This is a genomic window from Bradyrhizobium ottawaense (assembly GCF_900099825.1).
GTDB lineage: Bacteria > Pseudomonadota > Alphaproteobacteria > Rhizobiales > Xanthobacteraceae > Bradyrhizobium > Bradyrhizobium ottawaense_A.
Genome location: NZ_LT629693.1, coordinates 6,488,643 through 6,506,796 on the forward strand (window position 1 = coordinate 6,488,643; position 18,154 = coordinate 6,506,796).

Consider the following 18,154-nt stretch of genomic DNA (forward strand, 5'->3'; position numbering starts at 1 on the left):
GCGGGACGGCGGACGGAAGCGCAAACAACCGGGCATTGATTCCGGAATTCTGAAGGAGGTTGATCCAGGAATGCGTGTGCGAGCTTTCAGGCCACCCAACGAAAAGAACTTTGGGTCCCTCGAGATGGTCATCGGCGTCAAACATCGTCAAGAAGGGGGGCATCATCACTACTCGCAGTTGGAATCGGAGCGAACCATGCTGTGTGCTCAGACACGCGTTTTAGGGTCTGACACGCCACGTGTAGCGGCACGCGCCCGCACATTGCATCCGTCAGGCGAAGCCGGATTTCAGCTCTTCCTTGATGAAGTCCAGCTTCAGCAGCACATCCATCACCTGCCGTACATCGAGCAGTTCGGTGTTGTCCGACGTGTAGTCTTCCATCCTGGAGATGCGCTGCTCCCCTTCGACAAAATACTTGTTATAATTTAGGTCGCGGTCGTCCGCCGGAACGCGGTAGAAGCGGCCAAGATCCTCGGCGCGCGCCATCTCCTCGCGGGAGACCAGCGACTCATACCTCTTTTCGCCGTGACGCGTTCCGATAACCTGGATCGGCACCTCCCGCTCGAAAACCGCAATGATGGCCTTGGCGAGCGTCTCGACGGTGCTGGCCGGCGACTTCTGAACGAGGATGTCGCCCTGATTGGCGTTGGCGTAGGCGAACAGCACGAGATCGACGGATTCGTCCAGCGACATCAGAAACCGGGTCATGTTCGGATCCGTCACCGTGATCGGCCGGTTGGCCTTCACCTGCGACACGAACAGTGGAATGACTGATCCGCGCGACGCCATCACGTTGCCATAGCGCGTCGCGCAGAGCACGGTAGGCTCATTGGCCTGCAGCAGGCGCGCTTTGGCGACCGTCAGCTTTTCCATTAACGCCTTGCTCATGCCCATCGCATTGATGGGATAGACGGCCTTGTCGGTGGACAACACGACGACACGTTCGACGTTGAAGCGCAGGGCCGCATCCAGAACGTTCTCAGCGCCGAGAATGTTGGTGCGCACTGCCTCGAGCGGGTAGAACTCGCATGACGGCACCTGCTTCAGCGCGGCGGCGTGAAACACCAGATCAACGCCGCGCATGGCCTGAGCGATGCTCGAAGGCTCGCGGACGTCGCCGATATAGAACTTGACCTTGTCGTTCTTCAGCTCGATCCGCATGTCCTCCTGCTTCTTCTCGTCGCGGCTGAAGATGCGGATTTCACGCACGTCCTCGGTGAGAAAACGTTTCAGGACAGCATTGCCAAACGAACCCGTGCCCCCCGTGATCAGGAGCACTTTATCTTTCAAATCCATAGTGCTGGCCTCATGAGGATTGCTCCGTGTCGATAGCGCGCAAACACGCTTTCTGCAATGTTGTTATGGCCATCAGCGTGTGGCGTTCATCTGGGTCATGAGATCGCGCCAGGACGGAGCGGCGTAGCCGGTGGCCGCATTAAAGCGCGAACCGTCGAGCGATCGGTCGATCACGAGGGAGTCGTCGGGAACGATCTCGATGGTCTTTCCGTACACTTCCTTGACGAGCGTGAGGAGGTCGAACTTGTTGATGGGCGCCGATGCGACGTGCCACAGGCCATGTAGCTCGGGCTTCGGGATGACGAAGTCCCGGATGATCCGGACCAGTTCGATGGTCGGAAAACCGCTGTAGATTGCCCGATGGTAACCGGAGACCCGGGGACCGGGCTGGCTGAGAAACCAGTCGATCAGCGACACCGCGCGGCCGAGCTCGTGGCCGATGATCGAGGTGCGCAGCGTGATCGCGTGCGGGTAATCGACCTCGCCGAGCAGCTTCGATCGTCCGTAGAGATCGTGCGCGTCGGGAATGTCGGTTTCCCTGTAGTTGCCCTTGTCACCGGCAAAGACGCAATCCGTCGAGATCTGGATCAGGCGGGCGTTCGAAGCTGCGCAAATCTGCGCCAGACGGTGCGGAAACAGCGAATTGATGGCGATCGAGGTGAGCGAAGACTTCGATGATGCCAGCTGCTTGATGACACCCACGCAATTTATCACCACGTCAGGCTTTTCAGTTCCAATGACCCCGATGACCGAGTCGATATCCGTCGCGTCGACGCCACCGATGATGGTCGCGTCGTCGCGTCGCGGCAGGGCTTCGATCTCGCGAAGGGAGCGGGCGGTGCCGGTGACGCGGATGCCCTTCGACGACGCGAAGAAGCGATAGGCGGTGCTTCCGAGCATGCCGGACACGCCAACAACTAGGATTTTTATCATAGCGCGGGCTCAGGTTTTTTGACTGTCTCTGCACCAATTTGGAAGCGATGTCCAATGCAGCGCGCAGCGACTTTGCGGTAACAGGATACAATCTTCAATCTGAATAACCAAGAAAGTTTCGCACGCTTTTCTTCATGCTATTCAAGGCGAAGTCCGCCTCGAAGGCGGCCTGGGCGGCCACCGCAAGCTCGGCATAAAGCTCGGTGTCCTCGACGAGTTGAAGCACGGCGTTGTAGACGGCCGCCGGCTCCCCCGTGCGACATATCAAACCAGCGCCGCGCTCCCGGAGATAGTGCGCTGGCGAGGCATAATCGGGGCCGTGGAACAGGATGGGTCGACCGGCCGCGAGGTATGTTGGAATCTTGGAGGGAAAGCTGAGACGTGCGACTTCCTCCATCTGCGGAGAGAACGGGTAGGGACAATACATGATGTCGCACGTGGTCGACAGGATATCGATCAGTTCGGGCTGCGATCGCCAGCCGAGGAATTCGATGCTCGCGGCTTGTGCGGTTTCCGTCCGCGGAGGCGCATGCCCGGCGACGCGAACCACAATCTTGCGGCCGCCGATCTGCCATCCCGCAAGATTGAGCGCCTGCAGCAGATCGTGCCATTCCTGTTCCGCATAGAACTGGCCGGCCATGCCGATGACGACCTCGTCGGAATTTCGCAGGGCCGGCACAGGCTTGTGCGCGAGCGCTTCGTCGAGCGAAGCGATGATGACGTAGGACGTCGTGCCATACTGCTCCTTGTATTGTCGCGCCATCGCCCACGAGGCCGCCGCGCAGGTGGTCGCCTGACGCATCGTTTCATCGAATTTGGCGAGGTCGGCCCTGCGGTTGAAGCGATCGACGCCGTGCGCACGCAGCCACCAGCCCAGCGGGTCCCAGACCTGCGCCCGAAGCGGGACGTTCAGTCCCTCGGCAACAGCACCAGCAATCCGCACCATGGTCTGGCCCTGCAAGATCGCCCATAGCGATGTCACGCCTTGTTCGCGGCCGTACGCGATGGCCTCCCGCACCAAAGAGGGGATCACGGTGCGCCGCCTGATAGTCTCGGACGCAAAGGCTCTCGCCAGATCGAGCGGAAAGTACTTCGGATTTCGCGGGTTTTGTTCGTTGGGCTTGTGGACTGTCTTGCTTGGAATGGCGGCCAGATCGGGATAGAGGTCGGGCGTCAGGTGCCGGTTCAGAACGCAGAAGATCGCCAGTTCGTCCGCAGCAACACACCGACACATCTGCGCGGTCACGATTCCTGCCGTGAGATTGCTCGACGGCGGAATGTCGGTGAGGAGAAGCGTCTTCATGGTCGTTGCTCTGAACTGTCTTTGCGGGCGAGGGCAACCGATTGGTAAAGCTCGGCCAGACGTCGCGCAAAGACGCGTTCGTCGTACAGCTGCTCTGCAAGGGCGCGCCCCGCGAGGCCGCGCCTGGTGCGCTCGTCCTTATTGAGGGCAAGCATGCGGATGGCGTCGGCAAGTGCATCGACATTCCTGTTGGGCACGGCGACGCCAACACGTGGAGCATCCGTCACCTCGGGAAGCGACGTCCCGTCGAATACGATCACCGGCTTGCCGCAGGCCATCGCCTCGATTGCCATCATCCCGAATGCCTCGGTGGGTGAAGGCATCACGAACATGTCCGCTGCATGGTACGTGTCCAGCATGACGTTTTCATCATTCACCCAGCCGAGTTCGATGACCTGGTGCTTGCCGATGAACTCGTTCAGATGACCCTTCGAATGGGTGGTGATAATGGCTAGCGGAACGCCGATCGCATCGAGCTGCCGCAGTGCGTCGATGAAATAATCAAAACCCTTGAACGGGCTCATCGGAAACGCACGCACGCTGATCACGACGCGATGTGGCGAAACGCCCAGCCGCTTGCGCGCGGCGGCGGCGTCGCCCGGCTTGAACTTTTGCAGGTTGATGCCGAACGGAACGACGTGGACAGACTTTCCCTGTGCGATCGGCGACTGTTCGGTCATGAGCCGCATGGAATCGGAGGCAACGACCAGATCCACGTCCATCCGGCGCAGAATGTTGCGCTTCCATTGGAAGTCCTGCGCCGTGCGGTCGCGATGCATCAGGAAAGGCAGATCAAGCCGCGGGCAGGCACCGCATCCGATCCGCCAACGCTCGCAGCCGACCGGGTAGATGCAATGCCCCGTCATCACCCAGGGGTCGTGCACGGTCCAGATGGTCGGCTTCAGACGGCTCAGCCACGGAAGCGCGGACAGGCTGAAATAGCCGTCATGTACGATGTGATAGTGCACCAGATTCGCTTCGCGAAACCGGCGGTGCAGGGGAAGCGTAAAGGACTGCAATTGCAGTCGGGCGTGGATCGACAGCGCGCTTTCGACCCGGTTCAGGACGGCTGTCGCCTGACGGCTTAAGGGAATGGGAAACAGGTGGCTCGACGCCGGGTCTTTGCTGAGCTTGTTCCACACCAGATGATGGGACGTAATGCCTTCATCAGCCAGAAGGCCGCGAATGTCGAAGCCGTTGAAACGGCTTCCCAGCACGTCGGAGGAGTTGATCTGGAGGACCTTCACGGTGTGGCCCGGCGGTTGGCGCTGTGCGCGTGGCAAAACGCCTGAGCGTAGAAGTCGCCCATTCGGGGCATGAAAACCTCAATGGCAAGACGCGACTTGATGATGTCCAGATTGATTGTGGCGGCCGCATCAACAAGCGCGTCGTCAGTCAGAGCGCGCTGAAAGCGATCGCAGATGACTTCGAAATCATCGACGGGAACTGCAAATCCCGACGTATCAGGGATGAACCATTCGGCACAGCACGACGTATCGGTCTGAATCGGAAACGCACCCATCGCCATCGCCTCAAGCACCGATGTCGATATCGCATCGGAGGCGCTGATTCCCAGGTAAAGCCTCGCCAGACCGAACTGCTGCAGGATTTCGTCGTGGGTCGCCCAGTCGATCACCCTGATGTCGAGGGTGCCCGCCGCGGCGAGTTCGAGCGCGCGGACGCGCGGTCGCGCGCCCACCGAAAAAAGCACGATCGTGTAGTTGCGAAGCTGTGCGGCAAAGCGTTCCAGCACAGCGAGCGATACCATCGCACGGCCCGCGAAATGATCGTAGCCCTTGACCATGATCAGCTTGCGCGCCGAGGGCGGCGCGGGATGCCGCAAGCTCATAGTTTGCGCCATGTCGATGCCGCCGGAATTGGGAAGCACCGGAAGGTCCGGGCCACGGTAACCGAATTCCCGTCCCAGGGCGAGATCGCGATGGCACTCGCAGGAATACAGGTCGATCGCTTCGCAAACGCGGCGAATCTGCAGCGCGTGGTCCGGGCTTTTGCCGAAATGGTAGATATCGCTGCCCCAGTTGGTCGCCATCCAGGCCGGCATTTTCCCGCTGATGCGATCCCTCGCAGCCAACACGAGATAACCCGCGTGCTGGAATTCCATCGAGTGAATCAGATCAGGTTTCAAATGCTCAATCAGTGCGGCCAGCACTTCGGGACCGTGCAGGCGCAGCGCGGTTTCATCGCTTTCGTTGGCGCGACCAAGCCGAATCCTTTCGTCGCTGCCGGCAAGACCGGGCAGCAGGTCATTGACAACGAATGGGACGACCTTGAGCTGATCGTCGGTCACGGCAGGTGTCGGCGACGTGACGACGGGCCTCGGCCGGCTGTTCAGACGTTTGCGCACACGCCTGACGGCGTCGCGCGGATTCGTCACCACAAGCCGCAGCACCCGCAACGCGCGGGCGAACTGCTCGCTCTGCGGCGATTGCCGCAGCGTCGGCGCCGGCGCGTCGCGAAAAACCGGCTGGTGCAGCGTGACCCCCGCCGCGAGCTTCTGATGCGGCGCTTCCGCATTGATGGGGAATACGTGGCAGTCATAGCCGAGACGCGTCGTCAGCTCGACCCAGCGGGCTGCGTGGACGCTGGTGTGCATGGCCACGAACAGGATTTTGGGGCGCGATGTCATCGCGCTCAATGCCTGACGACAGATGCAATGGTCGCGCCAAAATCCGCGCGTGCGCGCTCGACGCTGAACTGGCGAGCGAGCACCAGGGCGTTGGCCACAATCCTGCTTCGCAAAACCTCGTCGTCGGCGATCCGGTTCAGTGCTTCCGCCAGTTTACGCGGATCCGGCGTGTCCACGACCAGCCCTGCATCGGCGTTGCGGATCAATTCGGTGATGAATGATCCCGCGGGCGCGTGAACGAGTATCGGCCGGCCCGACGCGAGATATTCGCCCAATTTTGCGGGGGCGGAGGACCGAATGACCTCCGGAATCGGCGAGTAGAACGCAAGCGGGAGAAACAGCACATCCGCCGCCTGCTGCAGCGCCACGGCGGTGGCGTGGGGAGCCTGCGGGTGCACGTCGACATGCGGACTGGCAAGCTCATTTGTCACAAGTTCGGAACCGTGCTGGCCCGTGTAAATGTCGATCGCAAAGCGGCCACCCAGCGCGCCCAGCGCGGCGACCAGATTGCGAAACGCACTTGCTTGCGCGGAATACACCGAGCCCGTGTACAGCAAGCGCCACCGCGCGGGATTTGCGTCGGGCCGTTTTGCCGGGCTTTCATTTAGGGCGACGGCGGCCGGATTTCGCACAATGTGAATGTCGGCGCGCGGCAGGCGCTTCCTGATATCACTTGCCAGAACTTCATTTGGCGCAATAAGCCGCAAAGCTCCGCGACTCCAGATCTGTTCCGATACCCGGGCGATGTTGCGATAGATGCCGCGTTCCCATTGATAAACGGGATCGTCGAACAGGTATGCCACAAACGGAATCCGAAGGCGGCGTGCCGCGAGAAAGCTGGCCGGAAGATCGAACGGATTGCCGCTGCAACCAACGACGACATCGACCGCGCCGTCATGCAGGATGCGCGTGATTTCGCCTGCTCTCACCATCACGCTGCGCAGCAAACCGCCGCTGTGGTTGAACCGTCCCGCCAGCTTGCCCCATTTCCGCGTCGTCAATTGAAAGCGGGGAGGCGACAATTCGAAATGACTGCCGTAATGCGCTTGATCAAGTTCGACAATGTTCATTTGATCGGTCAGGAACATAGGCGGTGCGAACATTGTTGGCGCAACGATCTGGCCCAGCACACGCGCCTGTCCGTTTGCCGATGGCGGTGCAGCCGTCGTGACGATCGCAACTTGCAATGGTGCCAAGGTTTTCCGCTGGTCTGGCCCGCGATTTGCCTCAACTGAAACGAGATTCATCATTGTTCCGATGGCGCCCCCTGGATGCCAAAATCCGAGTTACATCTGATCTGGCCCGAAAGATAGCAGTTTTCACCTCTGCGCCACAACGTTTTGAGCGCTCGGGAACACTGCTCTTGCGGGTTACGATGCCGGTCGCAAGTTTCGAAAATGGGCGAGCAAATGACCGGCGACATTTGGCCAGGCGTAGTGTTCCAGCACGAATGCGCGCAGCCGCTGGCCTGACGCGGTTAAGGCATCGTCATCGGAAATCATCTGCTGCATCGCATTGGACAGCGCGGTGATGTCAACGGGCACCACCCGTCCGCCGCCGATTTTTGCGACCTCGTCGAACCCGCATTGATCCGTCAACAACACAGGCACGCCCATCGCGCCGGCCTCCAGCGCAACCATTGACATCACTTCGGAATGCGAGGGAACGACAAGGAGCGAAGTCTGGCCGAGTAAAAAGGAGCGCTTCTCCTCATCGACAAATCCGGCAAATGCGACGCGGCTTTGCAGCCCGAGTTCCGCTGTCCGCAACTCAAGTTGCGGGCGCAAGCCGAGATCGGGGCCGGCGATCACGAGGGTCACGTCGGGCATTGCAGCCGCCGCCGCGGCAAACGCCTCCAGCAGCAGGTCGGGCGCCTTGATCGCGGTGAGTCGTCCGACGAACAGGATCGACCGCGCTTTGGGGATGACCGGTGCAACGCGTGTCCCGGCTTCGCCGGCCTCGATGCCATTTGGCGAGACAAAGATCTTCTCCGGTTCGACGTCGAAGTCGGAGATCAACAATCTTCTCTCCTGTTCCGTCGTGGCGATGACGGTGTCGGAGGCACGAATCATCCAGCGCCCGGCGATTTGGAAATAAATCCGCTTGAGCCGAGCGGACCTGCCATATTTCGTGAGCGATCCCGCCGGGCATAGCACCAGCGGCTTGCCGACCACACGTGCCAGACCGCTGCACAGCGCGCCCAGCAGAAACCAGAATCCCATCACCTGAATGATGTCGGCGGCACGAAACAAGCGTAATATCTTGAGCGGGGGCGGCAGCGGGATCGGAAAACGTTGCCCGACAAAGCGCAACTGCATCACATCGATGCCGGCCGCGGTAAAATCGTCGAGCCAGGGCGTCGGCCCCATCGTAACAATGTTACATTTGCAGCCGAGCCGCGCGAGATGGAGGGCTAGCCATCGTGTTCGTTCCGCAGTCCCGCCGCCGCGCTCGGCGTCGAGCCAGACATTGACCAGAACGATTTTCACAGGAAGCTCCGCGGCACCGCAGGCCGGTCATTGTTTTGTGGATGGGCGTTTACCATGATGCTGGTGAACCGCTCCAGAAATCAATTATAGAGGCGCGGGCCGGGGCTGGCTATCGAAAGGTTGCCGCCGGTCCGGTCGCAGGCGGGCGGCCGCCGGATTTGCCTAAGCGGTTCTATTTGTTAAAAGTGGCGAGATTCACAAGGAAGTTCCAGCGTGCAGACAGCAAGTCAGATGAAGCGCATCAAGGTTATGACCATCGTGGGGACGCGACCCGAGCTCATCAAGCTGAGCCGCGTCATCCCCGAACTGGACCAGCACACGGACCATATCCTTGTCCATTCAGGCCAGAATTTCGATTTCGAACTGAACGAGATCTTTTTTCAGGAGCTCGGCATTCGTCGTCCCGATATCTTTCTCAACGCCAACTGCGAAACGGCCGCAGAGACGATCGGGAAAGTCATTGTCATGGCGGACGAGGTGTTCGAACGGGAAAAGCCCGAGGCCGTGCTGATCTACGGCGACACCAACACGGGCCTGGCGGCGATCCCGGCAAAGCGCCGCAAGATTCCGATCTTTCACATGGAAGCCGGCAACAGAAGCTTCGATCAGCGCGTGCCCGAAGAGGTCAACCGAAAAATCATCGATCACCTGTCCGATATCAATCTGCCTTTGACCGAGCACGCGCGACGCTATCTGCTCGCCGAAGGCATACCGTCCGATCGTATCATCAAGACCGGTTCGACGATGCCCGAGGTGCTGAACTACTACAGGTCCGCCATCGATGCGTCCGATATTCTTGATCAGCTCAACCTCAAGAGCGGAGCGTACCTTGTCGTCAGCGTGCATCGCGAGGAGAATGTCGATGATCCCGCCAAGCTGCGGCGACTGCTGCAGTGCCTGGAGGCACTCGCTGAACAGTTCGACCGGCGGCTGATCGTCTCGACCCACCCCCGGACGCGTAAGCGCCTTGAGGCGCTGTCCGAACGAACCACCGACAAGCGTATCGAGTTTCTCAAGCCGTTCGGATTTCTCGGCTACATCAAGCTGCAGATGAACGCATTTTGCGTCATTTCCGACAGCGGCACGATTACCGAGGAGGCCTCCATCCTCGGATTTCCCGCCGTCACATTGCGGGAAGCGCATGAGCGTCCGGAAGGCATGGACCGCGCCACTCTGATCATGACGGGACTGCGACCGGAGCGTGTCGTCCAGTCCGTCAAGATCGTGACGGATCAGCACGAGCCGGGCAAGCGGCCCACTGTTTTGGTGGACGACTACGATTCGCCCGACGTGTCGCGCAAGATGGTCCGCATCATCGCCAGCTACATCGACTACGTAAATCGCGCAGTCTGGTCCAAGGAGATGGTGCCCGCCGGGATCGACGGCTAGGCCGCCGACGAGGTCGGGCCGCTGGCGAGTTCGCGTAGCCACTGCTCCAGGCGGCCAAGCCAGGCATGACGGTCGAATTTGAGGGCGTGATATTGCAACGCCGCCCGGCCCATGGCGCGGCGCTGCTCCGCCGGCATATCCGCCATCGCAACTGCGGCCTCGGCGAGGCTGCCGGCGTTGCCGGGCAGCGCCACCAGGCCCGCACCGGACTCCATCAATGCCTCGGCCGCCGCACCGGATACGGCCCCCAGAACAGGACGACCGCAGGCCAGGTAGGATTGCAGTTTCGACGGCACCGTGAGGGAAAAAATAGCTTCGTCGCGGAGCGTCATGAGAAGCACGTCGGCAAGGGCAAAAAACGTCGGCATCTGCTCGGGCGGGAAACTGCCGATCACCTGGGCGTTGCCGGCGAGCCTGCGGTCGCGGATTTCGCCTTCAAGCCAGCCGCGCCGTTGTCCGTCGCCGATGAAGATCCACTGGATGTCGCGCCGGTTTTTCAGCAGCGCAATGGCCCCGACAATTTCCTCGAGATCCTGCGCCAGTCCGAGATTACCGGCGAAAACGATTGTGAAGCCCGACCTGAAATACGACCGCTCAGGGGCGTCCGGGGCGACCTCGACCGCACGATAGAACGCATCGACCGTGTTCGGCAGATAACGGAAATCCGCGTCTGGCGGCGCCAGGGGGCGGATGAAATCGATAAAGTGTGGCGACTGCACCGCGATGACCGTCGACCGGCGATAAATCTGCCGAACCAGCCAACGCAGCACGCCAAGCACCGACCGGCTCTTGATCGCAGCCGTCGCTGTCACGCTTTCTGGCCAGATGTCCTGCACCCACAACAACAGGCCGCATCGCATGATACCCTTGGTGACGATCGCAGGCAGCGCAATGGTGACCGGCGAGAGCTGGTAGACCAGCAACACGTCCGGCCGCCGGCGCAGCAGAAAGGGCGCGAGCATGCTGGCGCTGATGGCGTAGGACAGGTAATTCAGGGCCAGCCGGACCTGGGAATTCTGCCCCCGGGCTATGATCGGAACGCGCACGACCCGCACGCCCCGGTAGATTTCCCGCCGCACCTTCCAGCCGCCATACCCGCTTGCAAAACGTCCCGAGGGATAATTCGGCATGCCGGTCAGAACCGTGACCTGGTGGCCGCGCGAGGCGAGGTCGGCAGCAACCGTGTTGATGCCAAAATTCTCCGGGAAGAAATACTGGCAGAAGATGACTATCGAGAGCGGGCGGCCGGTTTCGTCCATCGGAGTTGTTTATCGGTTCAGCTGGGGCCGATCAATTCGAAACCCGGCATCGATGGCCTGCTTAGGGTCGTCGGCGATCCGCGAGCGCGCCGGCGCGGTGCGGGTTTCATCAGATTTGCTGATTGTGTCCATTGACGTCTGGCGACCAGGGCCGGTTCGAGCGGGTCGCCTTGGCCGGATTTCGGCGCTTGCGCCGGTGTGAAAGGTCGTGTCTCGACCATTGACAGGCTAAGTCATAGCTGCGCCTGTAAAATGACATGGTCGGTGCGATTTTCGATCGATGGCGCCCGTAGTCAACACGTTGATATTGGTTTTTGTGGCTCTGATGCTGGCATTAAGCCAGATCTTGCTGAAATTCGCGGTCGTGCTCGTCATTGTGGACGGCGGAAAGTCGGCCGTGAATGCGATTGCAAGGAAATCGCCAAGAAAACGTTGCAGGACATTGAGGTTGGCACGCCGAAAAACCAGAATGATGATCAGCGTCGCAAAGAGGACCGTCCAGGACAGCGGCAATATTCTTTAAGCGCGCCGGATAAAGCTTCCAGCCGCGCTGGCGTTGTTGCTGGGAGCGGATCTGAGAGGCTCGTGGCAACGGTAGCAAAAACCACCTCGAGGTTCTCCTGACCGGCAATCTTGCGGCTGATGTCACGGCTAGCCGGCCAAGTCTGCTGCGCATGATCCGCGACTGGCGGCGGTGGCGGTTGAACTGCTTGGCGTGGGCGTATCGGCCAGCCATCATTGCCGCGTGTTTAGCGACGCGGACATAGGTCTCCCTCCGTCACCAGGAGAGAATCATGCTTCGACCACCAGGGGAATCTCAATTGAAATCGCAAGGTTTTGCGCACTGCGACCCCGAAACCTGCAATCTTAAAACCGACCGTGAGCTGGAAACCGACTCGCGCTCAACGGCTTAGAAATTGTTCACGGACGACCAAGGGCCCTCGCAGTCGCAAGGCAGAACCAGATTATTGCCAAAACGAAGCCAATTCCCGCTTACGCTGTGATCTAGCGCTCGTCGGCAATAACCTTGCCGTCATTCGGCAGCGAAGCAGCGGCGACTAGTTCGACATTGCCGCCCAGCTTGGTCACCGCGCGCAGCGTCGCGGCGAGTTCGTTCTGAAGGGCATCGTCCGGAGATGCGGCTTCGGCTTTCAGCGTCATCAGATCGGCTTCGCCCGAGCGCGTGACGACGAGGCGCAGCCGTCCAAGTTCGGGATGGCGCTTGCCGATCTCGGCAATCTGCTCGGGGCGCACGAACATGCCCTTGACCTTGGTGGTCTGGTCGGCGCGGCCCATCCAGCCCTTGATGCGCATATTGGTTCGCCCGCACGGACTTACACCCGGCAGCGCCGCGGTGAGGTCGCCGAGCGCGAGCCGGATCCAGGGATGGTGCGGATCGAGCGAGGTAACGACGATCTCGCCGACGTCGCCAGGCGCTACAGGATCGCCGGTGCCGGGCCGCACGATCTCCATGATGAGGTCCTCGTTGACGACCATGCCGTCGCGGGTCGGCGTCTCGAAGGCGATCATGCCGAGGTCGGCGGTTCCGAACGCCTGATAGGCATCGACGCTGCGCGCCTTGACTTCGTCCTGCAACGATTTCGGAAATGCCGCACCTGAGACCAGCGCGCGCTTGATCGAGGAGACATCGCGCCCGCCGGCCGCGGCGGCGTCAAGCAGGATCTTCAAAAAGTCCGGCGTGCCGCTATAGCCGACTGGACGGTAGGCCTCGATCAGCTCGAATTGCTGTTCGGTATTGCCAGGACCGGCCGGGATCACGGCGCAGCCCAGCGCCCGCGCTGAGGCGTCGAAAATGAAGCCGCCGGGCGTCAGATGATAGCTGAAGGTGTTCAGCACCACGTCGCCGGGCCGGAAGCCGGCAGCATACAACGCCCGCGCGCCGCGCCAGGGATCGGGGTGGGCGGGCTCGGGCTCGAAGATCGGACCCGGCGAGGTGAACAGCCGCCCGAACGAGCCCAGAGGCGCCGCCACGAAGCCGCCAAAAGGCGGCGTGGCCTTGTGCAGGGCAGGGAGTTCCGACTTGCGCAGCACCGGCAGGCGCGCCAGCGCGGCCCGGGTCGTCACCGAGGCCGGATCAACGCCCTTCAGGCGTCCGGCATAAGCGGGCGCCTCCATGGCCTTGCGGAGCACGTCCGGGAGCCGGGCAAACAGCGCCGTCTCGCGGTCGGCGGGCGCGCGCGTTTCAAGCGCGTCATAGTGCTCGGTCATGGCAGATCTCTTGAGTTGGGGCCGATTGCCTGCCGCTTGTGACGTGCTATCAAACATCGGCTACCGGTGTTGGGGATGTCTCGGGGAACGTAATGGCTGAAGGCAAATCCGCTGCGGCAGAAGATTCGGTCGACATCATCGCGAGGCTGAAGGCCCGCATGATCGACCATGCGTTGCCGCTGTGGTCGGACGAAGGCTGGGATCGGACGACGGGTGGCTTTATCGACCGGCTCGCCCCGGACGGCCGTGCCGATCGTCAGGCGCCACGCCGGATTCTGGTGCAGGCTCGGCAGATCTACTGTTTCGCCAAGGCCGCCCAGATGGGCTGGTATCCCGAAGGCCGCGAGGTGGCGCTGAAGGGGCTGGATTACCTTTTGGCCAAGGCCAAAAGCCCCGACGGCAAGCCCGGCTTCGTCCACGTCCTGACGCCCGAAGGCGCCGTGCTCAAGCCCTTGCGCGACACCTATGACCACGCCTTTGTGCTGCTCGCGCTCGCCAGCGTCTACGCGCTCGATCGCGATGCGCAGATCCGCGCCGAGATCGACGCGCTGTGTCATTTCCTTGATACCCAGCTGCGCTCGACGAACGGCGGCTTTCTCGAAGGCCTGCCGCCGTCGATGCCGCGGCGGCAAAACCCCCAGATGCATCTGTTCGAAGCGATGATTGCCGCGTTCGACGCCACCCATGACAACGTATTCCAGAATCGCGCCGGCGATTTCTTTGCGCTGTTTCTCGCCAATCTCTATGACAAGCAGAAGCAACTGCTGGGCGAGTATTTTGAAGAGGACTGGTCGAGGATCGAGCCTGTCAGCATCGAGCCCGGACATCAAGCGGAATGGGCCTGGCTGCTGAAAGGATTCGAACGCATCACGGGCTGTCCAACGGGGCGTTTTCGCGGCGAGCTGCTGGCGTCGGCGCTGCGCTACCGTGACGAGGCGACGGGCTGTCTGGTTGACGAGGGCGACACTGCCGGCAACGTCAGGCGCGATACGCGGCGGCTGTGGCCGCAGACCGAAATTGCGAAAGCGTGGATTGCGCAAGCGGAGTCGGGCGAGGCCGGTGCTGCCGACGAGGCGCGGATGGCGCTGGTGCGGCTGGAGCGGCATTACCTCAGCCATCCCGTGGCCGGCGGCTGGCACGATCAGTTCGACCGCGACGGCAACTCGCTGGTCGCCACGATTCCCGCGTCGTCGTTCTATCATGTCCTGTGTGCGGTCACCGAAGCGGAGCAGGTGCTCGGCTGAGAAAGGCGCGGCGCTCACAGCCACCGCTTCCGCCGTTTGAAGCTCTTTAGGTTCTTGAAACTCTTGCGCTGGTCGCCGGCGCCACCGAGGTAGAATTCCTTGACGTCTTCGTTGTCGCGCAGTTCGTCGGCCGAGCCGTCGAGCACCACCTTGCCCTGTTCCATGATGTAGCCGTGGCTCGCGACCGAAAGTGCGGCGCGCGCGTTCTGTTCCACCAGCAGGATGGTGACGCCGAGGTCGCGGTTGATCTCCTTGATGATGGCGAACACTTCCTTGACCAGCAGCGGCGAGAGCCCCATCGACGGCTCGTCCATCAGGATCATTTTGGGGCGCGCCATCAGCGCCCGGCCGATCGCCAGCATCTGCTGTTCGCCGCCGGAGAGATAGCCGGCGAGGCCGGTGCGCTCCTTCAGGCGCGGGAAATATTTGAAGACCATGTCGATGTCGTCGCCGACCTCGTTGTCGCTGCGAGTAAAGGCGCCGAGCCGCAGGTTTTCCAGCGACGTCATGTCGGAGACGATGCGGCGGCCCTCCATCACCTGGAAGATGCCGCGGCGGACGATCTTGTCGGGGTCGATGCCGTGGATGCGTTCGCCGTCGAACACGATTTCGCCGCGGGTGACTTCGCCGTCCTCGGTCTTGAGCAGGCCCGAGATCGCCTTCAGCGTCGTCGACTTGCCGGCGCCGTTGGCGCCCAGCAGCGCCACAATGGCACCCTTGGGCACGTCGAGGCTCAGCCCGCGCAGCACCAGGATGACGTCGTCATACACCACCTCGATGTTGCGCACGCTGAGCAGCGGGGCAGGGGCGGTGGCCGCGGCTGGCGCCGGGCGGGCGGTATCGACGGTTTCAATCATGTTCGTTCACTCTCGCTGTCGTCACCCGCCTGGTGCGCAATTGCGCACAAGGCGGGTGATGACGTCCTGTGTCGGTGACGTTCAGTCCAGCCTCACCAGCCAAACCAGTCCGGTTTGCGCGGCAGTTCGACGGTCTTGACCTTCTCGAGCTTGATCGTGCCCTTGGCCATGACGTCGTTGATGTCGCCATCGGTCGCGCCCGAGATCTTCGAGCGGTACAGGTCGACCTTCATGGTCGGGCGGTGATCCTTCTCGGTCCAGGTCGAGGGATTGCAGACGCCTTCCATCCCGGCGGGCACCCAATCCTTCTTCTGATAGAAGCCCTTGGCGACGTTCTCGCCGGTGGCGCCGCCGTTCTTGGCGGCCCAGTCGAGGGCTTCCTTCATGTAGAGCGCACTGCAGACGCCGGCGACGTAGTGCACGGGACGATAGACCTTGCCCGACGGGTCGGACATTTTCGAGATTTCGATCACGGTCTTCATGCCCGGCGCATTGCCGCCCCACGCTACCGCGGTCCGCAGCGGGAAGATGACGCCGTCGGCGGCATCGCCCGCGGTCTTGGCGGCGTTTTCGTCCATGCCCCAGACGTTGCTGAGGAATTGAACGTCGACGCCGGCGGTCTTGCACGCCTTCATCACCGAGATGTTGGAGGCGGCGGTGTTACCGAGATAAGCGTAGTTGGCGCCGGCGCTCTTCAGGCTCAGGCACTGCGCGCTGTAGTCGCCCGGCGAAAGCGCGAATACCAGCGGGGGCAGCACTTCGAAGCCGAGTTCGGTGGCAAGCGCTTCACCGGCCGCCTTCGGGGCGTTCGGGTAGGGGTGGTTGGCGCCCATGTGGACGAACTTCGGCTTGCCGGACTTGCCCTTGGCCTTCCAGTCCTCGGCCGCCCAGGTCAGTTCGGCGCGCAGGGCATCGGAATAGCTCGGGCCGTAGAAGAAATTATACGGCGCCGGCTTGGCCTTGCCGCTGGTGCCTTCCGGATCGGTCAACGCCGCGGCGTAGGAGCCGGAGAAGTCGGGGATCTTGTCCTGCGCGAGGAAGCCGGTGAGCGCCTCGGTGTCGGCGGTGCCCCAGCCCATGATTGCGGCGACCTTGCCGTCCGGCGCCGACCATTTCTTGTAGAGCGCGATCGCCCGCGGCACCTGGTAGCCGTAGTCGTTGCTGTCGACACTGAGCGGCTTGCCGCCGACGCCGCCGTTCTTGTTGACCCAGGCAAAGGTGTCCGCGACGCCCTGGCCGTAGGGGGTGCCGACGTCGGCGGTGCCGCCCGACAGATCCTGCAGATGGCCGATCGCGATCTGTGCCTGCGCGGTGGCGGAAGCGCCGCCGATCAGCAGCGCCAGTGAAACGGTGCTCAAGAGAGATTTCATCGTCATAGACATTTTCCTCCGGTCTTTTGTTGAGTTCGTTGTCGTCGCTCCCGTTCCCGCCTCAATGCGAAAACGGGTAGAGTTTCCAGTAGGTCTTGATCTGCCGCCAGCGATGCGCGAGCCCGTCGGGTTCGAACATCAGGAATCCGATGATGATCAGTCCAATCGTGATCTCGCGCAGGAAGGTGATGTTGTTGTTGAGCGACAACGCCTTGTCGATTGCGCTGCCCTTCAGGCCGCCGCTGATCCACTCCATTGCTTCCGGCAGCAACACCACGAACGCGGTGCCCATCAGCGTGCCCATGACAGAGCCGGTGCCGCCGATGATGATCATCGCCAGGAACAGGATCGAGCGCTCGATGCCAAAACCTTCGTTGGAAACGACGAGCTGGTAGTGCGCGTAAAGCGCGCCGGCGATGCCGGCGAAGAAGGCGGCCAGCCCGAACGACAGCGTGCGGTACTTGGTGAGGTTGATGCCCATGATCTCGGCGGAGAGATAATGGTCGCGGATCGCGACCAGCGCGCGGCCGTCGCGGGTGCGCATCAAATTGGTCACCAGCAGGAAGCTAATCACGAGATAGGCCAGCACCACGTAGAAGTACTGCTTATCGCCGCGGAACGTATAGCCGAAGATCGAGAACGGATTGGCGCTGGCCGGCACCGAGCCGCCGGAGAACCAGTCGGCGCGCGAGAAGAAATCCAAGAGGATATATTGCGCGGCGAGCGTCGCGATGACGAGATAAAGGCCTTTCAGCCGCGCCGCCGGCAGGCCGAAGATCAGCCCGACCAGCGCGGTGATGACACCGGCGAGCGGAATGGCGAAGAACACCGGGATCGGCAACGTGTTGGAGATGTAGGCCGAGGTGAAGGCGCCGAACAGGAAGAATGCGGCGTGGCCGATCGAGATCTGCCCGGTGAAGCCGACCAGGATGTTGAGCCCGAGCGCTGCGATGGCAAAGATGCCGATCTGGATGGATATGCTGAGCCAGTAATTGGTGAACACCAGCGGCGCGAAGCAGACCAGGATGACGCCGGCAATGGCGAAGTTGCGGCCGGTCGCGGTCGGAAAGATCGTGGTGTCCGCCGCATAGGTGGTGCGGAAGTCGCCGGAGGGGATGAGGGAGGGACCGGCCATGT

Annotated in this window: 14 protein-coding genes and 1 pseudogene; 2 read left to right on the forward strand and 13 right to left on the reverse strand. The window is 61.8% G+C overall.

What is annotated here, in order from left to right:
- Positions 1-271: 271 nt before the first annotated feature.
- The 7 genes from BLR13_RS30375 to BLR13_RS30405 all read right to left on the reverse strand — a co-directional run bounded on the left by BLR13_RS30375 (position 272) and on the right by BLR13_RS30405 (position 8,669).
- Positions 272-1,297 (reverse strand): SDR family NAD(P)-dependent oxidoreductase, encoded by a 1,026-nt coding sequence (locus BLR13_RS30375; RefSeq protein WP_074816104.1) that lies wholly within the window; start codon positions 1,295-1,297, stop codon positions 272-274.
- A 72-nt stretch (positions 1,298-1,369) separates the two neighbouring features.
- Positions 1,370-2,230 carry a dTDP-4-dehydrorhamnose reductase family protein gene (locus tag BLR13_RS30380; RefSeq protein WP_283808258.1) on the reverse strand — a complete coding sequence of 287 codons (861 nt, stop codon included), beginning with the start codon at positions 2,228-2,230 and terminating at the stop codon, positions 1,370-1,372.
- 94 nt (positions 2,231-2,324) lie between these two features.
- Complete coding sequence (locus BLR13_RS30385) at positions 2,325-3,476, reverse strand: glycosyltransferase (protein ID WP_143039594.1); 1,152 nt, start codon at positions 3,474-3,476, stop codon at positions 2,325-2,327.
- Between the two features lie 53 nt (positions 3,477-3,529).
- A complete protein-coding gene (locus BLR13_RS30390) occupies positions 3,530-4,780 on the reverse strand; it encodes a glycosyltransferase (RefSeq protein ID WP_074816099.1) in 1,251 nt (416 codons plus the stop codon).
- Positions 4,777-6,180: a glycosyltransferase gene (locus tag BLR13_RS30395; RefSeq protein WP_074816097.1), complete on the reverse strand. Its 1,404-nt coding sequence runs from the start codon at positions 6,178-6,180 to the stop codon at positions 4,777-4,779. The genes BLR13_RS30390 and BLR13_RS30395 overlap by 4 nt, the downstream gene beginning before the upstream one ends.
- Before the next feature lie 5 nt (positions 6,181-6,185).
- Positions 6,186-7,430, reverse strand: coding sequence for a glycosyltransferase (locus tag BLR13_RS30400; protein ID WP_083387527.1), 1,245 nt, complete (start codon positions 7,428-7,430; stop codon positions 6,186-6,188).
- A gap of 120 nt (positions 7,431-7,550) precedes the next feature.
- Positions 7,551-8,669, reverse strand: a complete 1,119-nt coding sequence (locus tag BLR13_RS30405; protein ID WP_074816091.1) for a glycosyltransferase — start codon at positions 8,667-8,669, stop codon at positions 7,551-7,553.
- 231 nt (positions 8,670-8,900) lie between these two features.
- Here BLR13_RS30405 and wecB point away from each other — a divergent pair, with 231 nt between their 5' ends.
- Positions 8,901-10,058, forward strand: a complete 1,158-nt coding sequence (gene wecB / locus BLR13_RS30410; RefSeq protein ID WP_074816089.1) for a non-hydrolyzing UDP-N-acetylglucosamine 2-epimerase — start codon at positions 8,901-8,903, stop codon at positions 10,056-10,058.
- Here the strand turns inward: wecB and BLR13_RS30415 are convergent.
- From BLR13_RS30415 to BLR13_RS30425, 3 genes and pseudogenes are all read right to left on the reverse strand, one after another.
- A complete protein-coding gene (locus BLR13_RS30415) occupies positions 10,055-11,317 on the reverse strand; it encodes a glycosyltransferase family 4 protein (protein WP_074816087.1) in 1,263 nt (420 codons plus the stop codon). The genes wecB and BLR13_RS30415 overlap by 4 nt on opposite strands.
- A gap of 493 nt (positions 11,318-11,810) precedes the next feature.
- A pseudogene (locus tag BLR13_RS30420) lies at positions 11,811-12,092 on the reverse strand (IS5/IS1182 family transposase); the annotation flags it as partial.
- A 230-nt stretch (positions 12,093-12,322) separates the two neighbouring features.
- Complete coding sequence (locus BLR13_RS30425) at positions 12,323-13,546, reverse strand: phenylacetate--CoA ligase family protein (RefSeq protein ID WP_074816083.1); 1,224 nt, start codon at positions 13,544-13,546, stop codon at positions 12,323-12,325.
- A 92-nt stretch (positions 13,547-13,638) separates the two neighbouring features.
- Between BLR13_RS30425 and BLR13_RS30430 the strand changes: the two genes are divergently transcribed.
- The gene (locus BLR13_RS30430) at positions 13,639-14,790 is read left to right on the forward strand and encodes an AGE family epimerase/isomerase (protein WP_074816081.1); all 1,152 of its coding nucleotides are present in this window, start codon (positions 13,639-13,641) and stop codon (positions 14,788-14,790) included.
- Positions 14,791-14,804: 14 nt separating this feature from the next.
- Here the strand turns inward: BLR13_RS30430 and BLR13_RS30435 are convergent, their stop codons facing one another.
- The 3 genes from BLR13_RS30435 to BLR13_RS30445 all read right to left on the reverse strand — a co-directional run bounded on the left by BLR13_RS30435 (position 14,805) and on the right by BLR13_RS30445 (position 18,152).
- Positions 14,805-15,647 carry an ABC transporter ATP-binding protein gene (locus BLR13_RS30435; RefSeq protein WP_074816078.1) on the reverse strand — a complete coding sequence of 281 codons (843 nt, stop codon included), beginning with the start codon at positions 15,645-15,647 and terminating at the stop codon, positions 14,805-14,807.
- Between the two features lie 92 nt (positions 15,648-15,739).
- Positions 15,740-17,023, reverse strand: a complete 1,284-nt coding sequence (locus BLR13_RS30440; protein WP_074816075.1) for an ABC transporter substrate-binding protein — start codon at positions 17,021-17,023, stop codon at positions 15,740-15,742.
- A gap of 55 nt (positions 17,024-17,078) precedes the next feature.
- On the reverse strand, positions 17,079-18,152 hold the full coding sequence (locus tag BLR13_RS30445; RefSeq protein WP_074816073.1) for a branched-chain amino acid ABC transporter permease: 1,074 nt from the start codon (positions 18,150-18,152) through the stop codon (positions 17,079-17,081).
- Positions 18,153-18,154 lie beyond the last annotated feature (2 nt).

What these genes read in the sequence shown, in the direction of transcription:
- BLR13_RS30375 (WP_074816104.1), bottom strand. Translation starts at nt 1,297, where the DNA reads ATGGATTTGAAAGATAAAGTGCTCCTGATCACGGGGGGCACGGGTTCG.
- BLR13_RS30380 (WP_283808258.1), bottom strand. Translation starts at nt 2,230, where the DNA reads ATGATAAAAATCCTAGTTGTTGGCGTGTCCGGCATGCTCGGAAGCACC.
- BLR13_RS30395 (WP_074816097.1), bottom strand. Translation starts at nt 6,180, where the DNA reads ATGACATCGCGCCCCAAAATCCTGTTCGTGGCCATGCACACCAGCGTC.
- BLR13_RS30400 (WP_083387527.1), bottom strand. Translation starts at nt 7,430, where the DNA reads ATGATGAATCTCGTTTCAGTTGAGGCAAATCGCGGGCCAGACCAGCGG.
- wecB (WP_074816089.1), top strand. Translation starts at nt 8,901, where the DNA reads ATGAAGCGCATCAAGGTTATGACCATCGTGGGGACGCGACCCGAGCTC.
- BLR13_RS30415 (WP_074816087.1), bottom strand. Translation starts at nt 11,317, where the DNA reads ATGGACGAAACCGGCCGCCCGCTCTCGATAGTCATCTTCTGCCAGTAT.
- BLR13_RS30425 (WP_074816083.1), bottom strand. Translation starts at nt 13,546, where the DNA reads ATGACCGAGCACTATGACGCGCTTGAAACGCGCGCGCCCGCCGACCGC.
- BLR13_RS30430 (WP_074816081.1), top strand. Translation starts at nt 13,639, where the DNA reads ATGGCTGAAGGCAAATCCGCTGCGGCAGAAGATTCGGTCGACATCATC.
- BLR13_RS30435 (WP_074816078.1), bottom strand. Translation starts at nt 15,647, where the DNA reads ATGATTGAAACCGTCGATACCGCCCGCCCGGCGCCAGCCGCGGCCACC.
- BLR13_RS30440 (WP_074816075.1), bottom strand. Translation starts at nt 17,023, where the DNA reads ATGACGATGAAATCTCTCTTGAGCACCGTTTCACTGGCGCTGCTGATC.
- BLR13_RS30445 (WP_074816073.1), bottom strand. Translation starts at nt 18,152, where the DNA reads ATGGCCGGTCCCTCCCTCATCCCCTCCGGCGACTTCCGCACCACCTAT.